A 12,845-nucleotide genomic window follows, 5' to 3' on the forward strand; every position below is an offset into this window, starting at 1 on the left:
ACTCAAGGCCAAATGTCATTTATCTCGTCATTTGGCCTTTTTATTTTTGCATTAAAGCGATAAAAATAATACGAAGTGGTGCACAATTGTCTCACCGCTTATAATCCTCACTTGTGCTTATTTTTTGCGAGATTCAGGAATGAAACACTCTTCGCTACGGCGTTCGCTATTATTAGCCGGTATTACCCTGCCTTTAGTCAATTTTGCACTCCCCTCCTGGGCCGCCGGGGTTTCAGGATCGTTGGACAAACAACTGGCAGAGCTTGAGCAGAGTGCTAATGGTCGTTTAGGTATTGCGATGATTAATACCGCCAATGGCAGCAAAATTCTGTATCGTGGAGCTCAACGTTTCCCATTTTGTAGTACTTTTAAGTTTATGCTGGTTGCTGCGGTATTAGGTCAAAGCCAATCTCAGCCGAATTTGCTCAATAAGCATATCAATTACCATGAAAGTGATTTGTTATCCTATGCGCCCATCACCCGTAAAAATCTGGCGCATGGCATGACCGTTTCTGAGTTATGTGCGGCTACTATTCAATATAGTGATAACACTGCCGCGAATTTATTAATTAAACAACTGGGTGGTTTGGCGGCGGTTAATCAGTTTGCGCGCAGTATTGGCGATCAGATGTTCAGGTTAGACCGCTGGGAACCGGATTTAAACACCGCGCTTCCTAATGACCCACGTGATACCACCACTCCTGCGGCTATGGCAGCGAGTATGAATAAATTGGTGCTGGGTGATGCATTGCTCCCTGCCCAACGCAGTCAACTTGCAACATGGTTGAAAAGAAACACCACTGGAGACGCCACCATTAGAGCGGGTGCCCCTGCTGATTGGATGGTGGGTGATAAAACCGGCAGTGGTGATTATGGAACCACCAATGATATTGCGGTGCTCTGGCCAACTAAAAGCGCACCGATTGTTTTAGTCGTGTATTTCACGCAACGTGAAAAAAACGCGAAGTCACGCCACGATGTATTGGCCTCCGCAACCAAAATAATTTTGTCGCAAATCTCCTGATTTCCGGTGTGGTGGTGATTACTGCCCGTTATAAAATATTTGATATTTGTTTTTAAAAAAATACCACGCGTTCCGTTTCCTGGAACGACAAGGAGTGATGCAGTTTGCTTTATTCTAAAACAAGTGACCCATTTTTTTCTCCTTTGTCAGGAGATAATCTTCATTTTTAGGATTGCGACCTATAATCAATGGAATACGTTCAATAACATTTATTCCCCCAAGACTTAAAGCATTTATCTTTTCTGGGTTATTGGTCAGTAATCTTACATTTTCCAAAAAGAGGAGTTTTAGCATTTCAGCGCAAATAGAAAAATCACGTTCGTCTGCAGCGAAACCCAAATGAATGTTGGCCTCTACCGTGTCCATTCCAGAATCTTGCAACGAGTAAGCACGTATTTTGTTTAATAAACCAATATTGCGTCCTTCTTGGCGATGATATAGCAATACTCCACTACCTTCTTCGGCAATACGTGCAAGCGCGGCTTCAAGCTGGAACCCGCAATCGCAACGAAGGCTAAACAAAGCATCACCGGTAAGACATTCAGAATGAATGCGACATAGCACAGCTCCGTTATCAGGGATATTACCGAAGATTAATGCAATGTGGTCTTTTTTAGTGTCGCTTTCTTCAAAGCCAACGATAATAAAATCTCCCCATGGCGTGGGAAGTTTTGCTTTTGCAATAAGTTCGAGGCGCATGGCTGCATCTCCGGAAAAGGGATTTCACAGTTGACTATGTTGCTTATTATTGTTTTTTTCTTATTGACCTTACTATATTAATCATTTCCAGGGCTGTCATTGCTACTTCAGTACCACGATTGCTCATTTTTGTGCCTGCACGCTCTATTGCTTGTTCAATATTTTCCGTTGGCGTTACACCAAAGGCAATAGGGATATCATTTGCAAGGGCGATGCGATTAAGTGCAGAGCATGCTTCACGGCCTAAAAGTTCGGAATGCGTCGTACTTCCTCGAATGGTTGAACTTAATGCAATAACTGCATCAAGACAGGTTGTCTTGGTTAAAATTTGCACTGCCAAGGGAATTTCATATGTCCCTGGTACCCAAACCACGGTTATGTCTTCATCTGCAACATGTCCGATTCTCTTCAGCGTGTTAATTGCACCATCCAGTAATGATATATTTATAAAGTCATTAAAACGCGCAATAACAATGGCTATTTTTGCATCGGCAACGGTATGATCGCATTCAATAACATTCATCGTTAACTCTCCAGAATAATTTAATAAAAATAATTAGCTATTAAAGTGTAAATATGGAAATCAATATTATTTCTATCCTGAATCTGTATTGCGAAACTAATAAACATACTAGAATAGTTCTTTGCTTTTACCAGCCATTGATTTGAAAATCAGAATTTTATTAGGTTAGTTTTCTGTGCCAAACTAGTAAATACACCGTACTGCCGATTCTTTGCAGATGACTTATTTATCAAAAATAACTCAGTGCTTTCATAGTGCTCTTTTTACTGGTATAACTTAATGTATGTTGTAACTAAAATATGATTTATGACCAAAACGATGAATAAATATGACTTGATAGATCGACTAAATAACCACTTTACCGCGTTGGAAGTTGGATTGCAGGAACTCCACCAGCAACTTAAGGATTTACCCTTGCTCGCTGCCCGCGTCTTTTCCTTGCCTGAAATAGAAAAAGGCACCGAACATCAACCGATTATGCATATTCCTGTCAGCGCAACAGTAGGAACAGAGGCGCGAGATTTGGCGATACAACACTACCAGCGGTTATTTATTCACCATCAAGGTCAGAATGTCAGCAGTAAAGCCGCCCTCCGCCTCCCCGGAGTACTCTGTTTTTCAGTGACAGAGCGCCAACTAGCTGCTTGCCAGAAGAGTATTCAACACATTAATCAATTAAAAACCGCACTGGAGCACATCATTACCGTTGAATCAGGCTTGCCAAGTGAGCAACGTTTCGAATTTGTTCACACCCACTTGCACGGGTTGATCACGCTCAATACCTATCGCACCATTACGCCGCTGATTAATCCTGGTTCAGTGCGCTTTGGTTGGGCTAATAAACATATTATTAAGAATGTCACTCGCGAAGACGTTCTGGCGCAGCTAAACAAGAGTCTACATGCCGGCCGCGCCGTCCCCCCTTTTAGCCGCGAGCAGTGGGTGGAATTAATTAGCAAGGAAATTAACGATGTTCAACGGTTGCCAGAACAGGCGCGCCTCAAGATCAAACGACCGGTTAAAGTACAGCCTATTGCACGAGTCTGGTATCAGGAACAGCAGAAACAAGTCCAACACCCCTGCCCTATGCCGTTGATTGCCTTTTGCCAGCTTCAATCGGCAGCCGAATTACCTAAACTAGGCGAATTAACAGATTACGATGCCAATCAGATTACACATAAATATAAGCCAAAGGCTAAACCCTTGCGGCTGTTAGTGCCCAGGTTATATTTATATGTCGAAATAGAGGCAAAAAGTCCAAGCTAATCATTAATGCTTTCATGAGATTTATAATATTACCGATCTCCAGGCGATTTTTATGAATAAGCGCCTCCATCACCAAAAGAAATTAACTCCTTCGCGGAGAACTTTTTTAGGCACATAGCTACTCAAGCCTGACGCATGACAATATTCAATCAAATCGTTTAAAGAGTGACAGCCCACTTTGTCATAAATAAATCTAAGCCGATTCTCAATTGTTCTATTTGATAAGAATAGTTTCTCTGCTATTTCTTTTGCTGTCATTTTTTGAATTGCATAAAATATTATATCAAGTTCTTTTTCTGAGAAGTCATCTACCGGCGGGGTGAGTGTAATAACTGAGGGCTTCAAACTTTTAAAAAAATCACATACAGAAATAAAACTAAATTTTTTACCAAAAAAAACAGTCCCTAGCACATCCCCATTCTGGTTATAAATAGGAAACTTTGGGAAGTACCACGGTGAAAGAAGCCTTTCACGCCCAAAAGTCGAAGTTACAATGATCTCAGCGCCCTCTCTGCTTTGCTCTGCCTTCCTGTCGTGAGCTTTGAAATCATCACTATACTCAGACCATGAACAGGGCATTTCCTCATCTAAGCGCCCTTCAAAATCAAAGCCAGGTTGAATATCAAACAAATCAAGACAAGATTCATTTAAATAAACAAATTTGGATTTATTATCTTTTATCGCCCAAGGAATGCTCGCTTTTTCCATTATGGAAATAATAGGTATCTCACTGAGCGAATCAACCATCAAACCAGAGTCATCTGAGGGACTACTTTTCTTATCTTCCATAAAATAAACTCCTGCCGAATCAAAATAACACGTTAGTAAATACAAGCCACCTTATCTATAGCCACCAGGTGGCTCACATGAAAAATAGCATTCATTAATGACTATTCACGTAAATAAATAATCGATTAATTTAAAATACATTATGGATATATATGTCGCGCAAAAAGAAGCATATATTATGTTAAGTCAAAAACGAAAATAAGCACTACCTAAATTAGGTGATTCTTTCTTTTTTAGTATTATCATTCAAAAAAATTCCAATTATCACGCTTATGATATTCTGACATTATAATGCAGTTTGGTTCTCCCCCAAACAGCGCCAGAAAGAGATACCAGCGCTGTCCGAGAGTGAGAATGGCGATTATTTCATACTGCCAACCATATCTTCTGGTTTAACCCATTCATCGAACTGTTCATCAGTAACATAACCTAGCTTCAGAGCCGCCGCCTTGAGGGTCAGCCCCTCTTTATGCGCTTTCTTGGCAATTTCGGCTGCCTTGTCATAACCAATATGAGTATTCAGCGCCGTAACTAACATCAGCGACTCATTCAGTAGCTGGGTAATACGGTCACGATTAGGTTCAATGCCAACCGCGCAATGCTCATTAAAACCGCGCATACCGTCGGCCAGCAGACGAATAGATTGCAGGAAGTTATGAATCACCAATGGGCGGAATACGTTCAGTTCAAAGTTACCAGACGCCCCACCAATATTGACCGCCACGTCGTTACCCATCACCTGCGCGCATAACATGGTCATCGCTTCACATTGTGTCGGATTGACTTTACCCGGCATGATAGAACTGCCTGGTTCATTCTCAGGAATAGAGAGCTCGCCAATGCCACAACGGGGACCGGAAGATAACCAACGCACATCATTAGCGATTTTCATCAATGAAGCCGCTAAACCTTTCAATGCACCGTGACCATGAACTAATGCATCGCAGGTTGCTAATGCCTCAAATTTATTCGGTGCGGTGACAAAAGGTTGCTGAGCTAAGGTGGCTATTTCATTGGCTACACGGACTGCATATTCCGGATGGGTATTCAGCCCCGTCCCAACGGCAGTGCCGCCTAGCGCCAGTTCGCAGAGGTGAGGAATGGTGGCTTCAATATGTTGTATGTTGTGTGTCAGCATCGCCACCCAGCCCGAAATCTCCTGCCCCAGCGTCAGAGGCGTGGCGTCTTGTAAATGTGTCCGGCCAATCTTCACAATATTGCGGTAGGCTTCGGCTTTATTTCTCAGGGTCTGTTGCAATGTTTTCAGTTCAGGTAACAGATGCTGTTTTAACCCAATAACTGCAGCGACATGCATTGCGGTTGGGAATACATCATTTGAACTTTGGCTTTTATTCACATCATCATTAGGGTGAACCAGGCGATTATTACCCCGCTCACCTCCTAACAATTCACTGGCCCGGTTAGCCAACACTTCATTCATATTCATATTGGTTTGTGTGCCAGAACCGGTTTGCCAAATAGAAAGCGGGAACTCACTCACATGTTCGCCACTCAAGACCTCATCTGCCGCGCGCATAATCGCTTTTGCTCGCTCGACGGGGAGCAAACCCAGATCCATATTGACCTGAGCGGCGGCACGTTTGGTCAATGCCAGCGCATGAATCAGTGCCGTCGGCATTTTCTCTTGCGAAATACGAAAATGCTCCAGTGAGCGCTGAGTTTGCGCGCCCCATAATTGGTTGGCCGGTACATCAATCGGCCCCATTGAATCCTTTTCACTGCGGGTGGTCACCATCACTGTCTCCTTAGCATATGAATAGAAGGTTGTAGTATGACCTGTATATGATGGCATATTTATCGCCACCGTTATGCGATTGATTCGCATTTCTCTCATTTAGTTATATTCGGTTATAAGACGGATTGCATTACTACTTGCAACCCCTTTGCCCCCATTGTTTACTAAGGGACGATTTTTATCAGGGCGATGAATTTCGCCAGATTCAACGGCAGATGACCTCTATGCAAAAAATGAAGAATGCAGTACAAAACTACGCCTGGGGCAGTACCAATGCGCTTACCGAGCTTTACGGCATAGCCAATCCGCAAGGCAAACCTATGGCGGAATTATGGATGGGCGCTCATCCCAAAAGCAGTTCTGAAGTTGCGGATACCAGCGGCCAATGGCATTCATTGCGCGATGTGATTGAGAAAAACCCTGATGCCACTTTAGGTCGCGGCGTTTTTAAACGTTTTGGTGAATTGCCCTTTCTATTCAAAGTGCTATGCGCCGCCCAACCATTATCGATTCAGGTACATCCAAGTAAGGCTGCGGCAGAAATTGGCTTTGCCAAAGAGAATCAGGCCGGTATCCCGCTGGATGCCGCCGAGCGAAATTACAAAGATGCCAACCATAAGCCTGAGTTGGTTTATGCCCTAACGCCTTTCCAGGCCATGAATGGTTTCCGTACTTTGGATGATATTGCGGCCCTGCTCCAGCCATTAGCCGCCGCTCATCCGGATATCGCAGCGTTTCTACGCTCCCCTGATACCGAACATTTAGCCACCTTATTTGCCAGTTTGCTGAGTATGGCAGGCGAAGAGAAAACGCGTGCTTTGGGGATATTGAAAGCGGCACTGAATAATCAATTGGGTGAGCCATGGGATACTATCCGCAGTATTTCGCGTTTCTATCCCGATGACAGTGGTTTGTTCTCGCCGTTGTTGCTGAATGTGGTCACCCTGCAACCGGGTGAAGCCATGTTCTTGTATGCTGAAACCCCTCATGCCTACCTTAATGGCGTGGCGCTGGAAGTCATGGCAAACTCGGATAACGTATTACGTGCAGGACTGACGCCTAAGTTCATTGATATCCCTGAGTTAATGGCTAATCTGCAATTTATTCCAAAACCTGCTGCCAGCTTGCTGACTACGCCAAAACAGCAAGGTAATGAGTTAGTGTTCCCCATCCCTGTTGAGGATTTTGCCTTTTCATTACATACACTAACGCCGGAGCCACAGGAATTGGTGCAAAACAGTGCTGCCATTGTATTTTGTGTTCAAGGCCAGGCAGTATTGAAAAAGCAACAGCAGGAAATTACGTTGCAGCCCGGTGAGTCCTGTTTCATTTCGGCTAATGAATCACCCATCACCGTCCACGGAAGTGGCGCAATTGCCCGTGTTTACAACGCAGGGTGAACGAAGTGACTTGTTTTGTTGTCTATTGCTGGCCTTTTGCTATTGCGATGGTTAAATTTCACCATCGCAATAATATTTGTGAATAGTTAAGCTAGGCCTATATTAATTTGTTTGGTGTATTAGAAAAGGATGAACACAATAATGAAAAAATCGTTAGTGGCTGTCAGCGTCATAGTGGTGCTTGGCGCAGCATGGACTGGGGCCTCATGGTATACCGGCAAATTGATTGAACAACGTATGGGCGAGTTGGTTAATAACGCAAATGGCCAGATCAGAACCTTGCTACCTAAAGCTGGCGTTAAGTTCGCTTATAAAGATTACCAACGTGGCCTGTTCAGTAGTCAGGTTCGCTATGTGTTGCAAGCAGATAACAGCGTCGCAGGTGAAAAAGCCTTGAAAGAAGGTGAGGAAGTCGCATTTATCGAAACTATCGATCATGGCCCTTTCCCATTGGCGCAGCTAAAAAAATTCAATCTGATCCCAAGCATGGCATCAGTGCATAGTGAGCTTGCGAATACACCGGCATTGAAAAAGCTGTTTGAAATCACTAAAGGCCAATCACCGTTTACAGCAGATTCGCGCATTTCATACAGCGGTGACACCTCTTCTGCCATTACGTTTATTCCGATTGATTATCAGCAGAACACCACCAGTATGAAATTCTCTGGTGCTAAAATTGATGCTGACGTCTCCCGCGATCTGCGTGATGTCACCATGAGTGGTTCGAGTGATAGCCTGGTTTTCGCCAGTAAAAATCAGTGGGATCAAGTTGAGCAATTTAGTCTGCAAGGTTTGGTGATTAAAAGTGACACCAATATCGGCAAATTTGATCTCAGCATTGGCTCCCAACAACTGGGTATCAAACAAATTGGCCTCAGTATTGATGGCAAAGACACCGCGACACTGGTGGGCTTTAACCTGAATACGCAATTAGGCGAAACCGATAAAGACTTGAACGGCAAGTTGACCTACACCCTGGACGCATTAAAGATTCAGGATAATGATTTCGGTTCCGGCAAATTGGCTTTCGCCTTCGACAAACTTGATGGTCAGAGTTTGAAGCAGTTTACCAACGCCTATAACCAGCAAGTGCTGAAAGCAGTTCAGGCGGGGGAAAACCTCGATCCCGTTGCTTACCAAGAGCAAATGACCGAGATACTGATTGCTAACCTGCCAGCTTTGCTGAAAGGTAATCCAACCCTAAGCATTGCACCACTGAGCTGGAAAAATGCCAAAGGCGAAAGTACCTTCACTCTAAATATCGCGCTGACCGATCCGGCACAAGCCAAAGCCGGTAGTGAACCGATGCTGGCGCAATCGGTGAAAAAAGTCGACGCAACATTGACCATTCCAATGGCTATGGCCACTGAACTGACCACCCAGGCCGCACGTCTGCAAGGCTATACCCCAGAAGAAGCACAAAAACTGGCGCAGCAGCAAGTTCGGGGCATTGCGGCCATGGGGCAGATGTTTAAACTGACCACCACTAAAGATGATGTTATTAGCAGCAGCTTCCACTTTGCTGATAACCAGGTCGATTTGAATGGTCAGAAAATGTCACTGCAAGAATTCGTTGGCCTGTTTGGCATGTTCGGCGGTGCACCTGCTGAGGAAGATACCGGCACTGAATCTGAAGATGTGCCAGTCGCACCAGCGGCACCAGCGCAATAAATATTGAATTTTAAAAATATGAATAAACGGGGCCAGATGGCTCCGTTTTTTTATCTGAAAATAAAGAGTTTCTGATAAAAAACAGTACATGTTCGTTTTGTTAAAGAAAGAAATAACACAATAATTTATTTTATCTTTTTTATCCAAAACAAGGCATCGCCAGTGATCCCTACGATATCCAACCCCACACTTTATAGTGCGAACAACATCAATCTGGAAGAGGATTCCATAGTTTTTTTTTCTATTAGTTCACAACAAAAAAAATTAGTTAAAAAAATAACTCAGATAACAAACGATCAATTTATAATCGAGTTATATATAAAAATAAGATCTTCTGCCGAGAATAAGACTCAACCACCTATCATTAACAAAGTCCGCGTTTCATTTGTGTTAAACCACAACAATTTTGATAGTAATCAAACAGCCAGTCTGATGAAGGGTACTATTGGTGCCAATAAACCTGGTGCCAGAAAATCATCACTTTTCCGTGCAAAGCGAAAAAGTAAAAAATCATTAAATAACACTAATAATATCAGCATAAGACATGAGAGTTTTATAAAAGCAACCTGTCGGTATTTCCTTTTTTATAGAAAGAAAAACCGTCATGAAATACTTGATATCCTACTTTAAGATAAAGATGAGAATAAGGCCTCATCATAGGTAAACGCAAATTAGTCAGACCTCAACCAAGTGACTCGTACGAGGTTCAGGCCGATCCTCTGCGGATCAACACCGGCGGTAATATGACGCTTTGCAGTTGTAAATCTACTCCGGCAATACGCTGAAGTAATCGCTGCCCGGCACTGTAGCCAATCTCCCGTGCAGAACTGGTGATAAAGGTCAATGGCGGTTCGGTCAGCTCTGCTGCTGGCACATCACCAAAACCAATTAATGCGACTTGCTGATCAAGATAAGTATCTACTCCCGCACTGCCAATCGTCCTGCCAGTTCGTAGAATACCAAAATAGGCTCCCAGTGCGACCGACGCCTGATGACAAACAATCGCGCTGACATTAGGGTGACGCCGTAACAGTTCTTCTGCTGCATCAGCCGCCGCCTGTTGTTGACTATCGCATTCAACCACCCATTCCGAGCGAAACGGTAGCCCATATTGCACTAACGTGGCGCAAAAGCCCCCGAGCCGTTCAGCCCGCGTCAGCGAGTGCGAATGTCCCCCCAGATAGGCAATTTGCCGATGACCACGGCCAATCAGAAACTCGGTCGCCATTTTAGCGGCTTGCATATTATCAGGACGCACCACATCGACGCCGTCCAGCACATTGGAACGGGCAGCACAAATCAGTGGAATATCATGCTCAGCCGCCTTTTCTTGTAGCCCCATCTCTCGCTTGGCCCCACCGCCCAGTACCAGGCCATCGACACCTTGATCGATAAGCGTGTCAAAACAACGCAGCAATCCTTTGCCGTCACGGCCACTTTGCGTGAGGAATAACAATTTGCCTTCAGCCTCAATGGCTTCACTTAAGCCGGCTGTCATTTCCGCATAAAAAGGATCGCCAATATCACGCACAATCAAGCCAATGACACCTGACTCCCCGCCGCGTAATTGTGCCGCCTGGCGGTTACGGACATAGCCTAATTGTTCGATTGCGTGATTAACCCGATCGGCTGTCGCCGGAGAGATACGCCCTTTGCCACTGATCGCTAACGAAACTGTCGCCACAGAAACGCCTGCGAATTTAGCTACATCGGTGATTGTCGTTTTTTTAATTGTCATGCCAAAAAGTAAGCCAAGTTAAACGTTTAATCCATGATGACCCAGTATACCCAAAAATTTGGAGTTGCAGCTAGGCGGCCAGCAAGTGATTCGGGTGAGTGCGCACAGCTAACAACCCTGCGGCTTCAAATGTGAGGGTATACAAAAGTAGGATCAGTAATTGTGACATATCACTCATATTATCTGGGTTAAACGTTTTATCTTATTTTACCTCCAGACAGGGAGACGAAATAGTCGCCATTATCCATCAGCAATGGCGTTTTTAACATCAGGTATGTGCCAGTACAGGAGTCACTATGTCAGCGGCAAAAAAACAAAAAATTACGCTGTGGGAGTTTTTCCAGAGTTTAGGGAAAACCTTCATGCTACCGGTCGCCTTGCTCTCCTTCTGCGGGATCATGTTGGGTATCGGCAGTTCACTTAGCAGTAAAGATGTCATCACCTTATTACCCTTTATTGGTCACCCGGCCTTCCAGCTATTGTTTACCTGGATGAGTAAGGTTGGTTCATTTGCCTTTAGCTTTTTGCCGGTCATGTTCGCCATCGCGATCCCACTGGGGATGGCGCGTGAAAACAAAGGGGTGGCAGCGTTCTCCGGTTTCGTCGGTTTTGCCGTATTGAATTTGGCAACTAACTTTTACCTGACCACCAGCGGCGTATTACCGACAACTGACCCTCTGGTTCTGAAAACTCATAACATTCAGAATATATTGGGCATTCAGTCCATAGATACCGGTATTTTGGGTGCGGTGATCGTGGGGATCATTGTTTATTTACTGCATGAACGCTTCAATACTATTCGCTTACCTGATGCATTGGCCTTCTTTGGTGGCACCCGTTTCGTACCGATCGTCACTACTGTGGTGCTCGGATTGGTCGGTTTGTTGATCCCACTGATCTGGCCTTGGTTTGCACTAGGCATCAATGGGTTAGGCCGTTTGATTAACGGCGCTGGTATGTTCGGGCCGATGATTTTCGGCAGCGGCGAGCGCTTATTACTGCCATTCGGCCTGCATCATATCTTAGTGGCATTGATCCGCTTCACCGAAGCGGGCGGCACTATGGATGTGTGCGGTCATAGTGTTAGCGGCGCGTTAACTATTTTCCAGGCGCAATTATCTTGCCCTACCACCACCGGTTTCTCTGAAAGTGCCACTCGCTTCCTGTCGCAAGGTAAAATGCCGGCGTTCCTCGGCGGCCTGCCAGGTGCAGCACTGGCAATGTATCATTGTGCTAAGCCAGAAAATCGCCATAAAATTAAAGGGTTGTTGATTTCGGGTGTCGTTGCTTGTGTTATCGGCGGCACCACAGAACCCATTGAGTTCCTGTTCCTGTTTGTTGCCCCGTTCCTGTATTTGATTCATGCCATCCTGACTGGGCTGGGCTTTACTGTGATGGCGTTATTAGGGGTGACCATCGGTAATACTGACGGTAATATCATTGATTTCGTGGTCTTTGGCATTCTGCATGGCACCGCCACCAAATGGTACTGGGTGCCTGTCGTTGCCGGGATCTGGTTTGTGGCTTACTACTGTATTTTCCGTTTTGCTATTCAGCACTTCAATATCAAAACTCCGGGTCGTGAGAATGAAACCACCGTCAGCAGCAATGCAGAAAAAGCAGCCAGTGGCGCTGTTAGCGGCAAGTCTGGCTATAACTCCCCCGCTATTTTGGCTGCTCTGGGTGGTGCCGATAATATCGTCTCACTGGACAACTGTATTACGCGCTTACGCATGTCGGTTAAAGATATGAATTTAGTGGATAAAGAAGCATTGAAAGCCAATCGTGCCATTGGTGTCATTCAACTCAATGACCACAATCTTCAAGTTGTTATCGGCCCGCAAGTGCAATCAGTGAAAGATGAATTAGACTCACTGATAGGGAATGGTCAATTTGCCATGTCATAAGAAGCCAAACTCAGTGAGTGAAGGGTTGACCGCACCTAGGGGCGCTCCGGCGGCATAAGCCGCTACGACCCC

The 12,845-nt window shown here is 44.8% G+C and carries 11 protein-coding genes; 6 read left to right on the forward strand and 5 right to left on the reverse strand.

The window, feature by feature from the left end:
- The first annotated feature begins 139 nt into the window (after nt 1-139).
- Nucleotides 140-1,024: a class A beta-lactamase BlaA gene (blaA, locus tag FTB31_RS18120; RefSeq protein ID WP_227731673.1), complete on the forward strand. Its 885-nt coding sequence runs from the start codon at nt 140-142 to the stop codon at nt 1,022-1,024.
- Nucleotides 1,025-1,138: 114 nt separating this feature from the next.
- Here blaA and ribA read toward each other — a convergent pair whose 3' ends face one another.
- Both ribA and ribH read right to left on the reverse strand, forming a co-directional pair.
- The gene (ribA, locus tag FTB31_RS18125) at nt 1,139-1,723 is read right to left on the reverse strand and encodes a GTP cyclohydrolase II (protein WP_050078030.1); all 585 of its coding nucleotides are present in this window, start codon (nt 1,721-1,723) and stop codon (nt 1,139-1,141) included.
- 46 nt (nt 1,724-1,769) lie between these two features.
- Complete coding sequence (ribH, locus tag FTB31_RS18130) at nt 1,770-2,246, reverse strand: 6,7-dimethyl-8-ribityllumazine synthase (protein WP_050078029.1); 477 nt, start codon at nt 2,244-2,246, stop codon at nt 1,770-1,772.
- Nucleotides 2,247-2,564: 318 nt separating this feature from the next.
- On the opposite strand from ribH, the gene tus reads away from it, so the two are divergent.
- Nucleotides 2,565-3,512 (forward strand): DNA replication terminus site-binding protein, encoded by a 948-nt coding sequence (tus, locus tag FTB31_RS18135; RefSeq protein WP_227719598.1) that lies wholly within the window; start codon nt 2,565-2,567, stop codon nt 3,510-3,512.
- 69 nt (nt 3,513-3,581) lie between these two features.
- Here the strand turns inward: tus and FTB31_RS18140 are convergent, their stop codons facing one another.
- Both FTB31_RS18140 and fumC read right to left on the reverse strand, forming a co-directional pair.
- Nucleotides 3,582-4,301, reverse strand: coding sequence for a helix-turn-helix transcriptional regulator (locus FTB31_RS18140; RefSeq protein ID WP_050078028.1), 720 nt, complete (start codon nt 4,299-4,301; stop codon nt 3,582-3,584).
- Between the two features lie 361 nt (nt 4,302-4,662).
- Nucleotides 4,663-6,057, reverse strand: a complete 1,395-nt coding sequence (gene fumC, locus FTB31_RS18145; RefSeq protein WP_227726064.1) for a class II fumarate hydratase — start codon at nt 6,055-6,057, stop codon at nt 4,663-4,665.
- A gap of 224 nt (nt 6,058-6,281) precedes the next feature.
- Here fumC and manA point away from each other — a divergent pair, with 224 nt between their 5' ends.
- The 3 genes from manA (at nt 6,282) to FTB31_RS18160 (ending at nt 9,758) form a co-directional block, all read left to right on the forward strand.
- On the forward strand, nt 6,282-7,457 hold the full coding sequence (gene manA, locus FTB31_RS18150; RefSeq protein WP_227731674.1) for a mannose-6-phosphate isomerase: 1,176 nt from the start codon (nt 6,282-6,284) through the stop codon (nt 7,455-7,457).
- Nucleotides 7,458-7,598: 141 nt separating this feature from the next.
- Nucleotides 7,599-9,128 (forward strand): YdgA family protein, encoded by a 1,530-nt coding sequence (locus FTB31_RS18155; RefSeq protein WP_227731675.1) that lies wholly within the window; start codon nt 7,599-7,601, stop codon nt 9,126-9,128.
- A 162-nt stretch (nt 9,129-9,290) separates the two neighbouring features.
- Nucleotides 9,291-9,758: a hypothetical protein gene (locus FTB31_RS18160; protein ID WP_077174737.1), complete on the forward strand. Its 468-nt coding sequence runs from the start codon at nt 9,291-9,293 to the stop codon at nt 9,756-9,758.
- Between the two features lie 76 nt (nt 9,759-9,834).
- Here FTB31_RS18160 and malI read toward each other — a convergent pair whose 3' ends face one another.
- Nucleotides 9,835-10,866 (reverse strand): Mal regulon transcriptional regulator MalI, encoded by a 1,032-nt coding sequence (malI, locus tag FTB31_RS18165; RefSeq protein ID WP_227720628.1) that lies wholly within the window; start codon nt 10,864-10,866, stop codon nt 9,835-9,837.
- 296 nt (nt 10,867-11,162) lie between these two features.
- On the opposite strand from malI, the gene malX reads away from it, so the two are divergent.
- Complete coding sequence (gene malX / locus FTB31_RS18170; protein WP_077174739.1) at nt 11,163-12,773, forward strand: maltose/glucose-specific PTS transporter subunit IIBC; 1,611 nt, start codon at nt 11,163-11,165, stop codon at nt 12,771-12,773.
- The last annotated feature ends 72 nt before the right edge of the window (nt 12,774-12,845 follow it).

This window comes from Yersinia proxima (genome assembly GCF_902170785.1).
Taxonomy (GTDB): domain Bacteria; phylum Pseudomonadota; class Gammaproteobacteria; order Enterobacterales; family Enterobacteriaceae; genus Yersinia; species Yersinia proxima.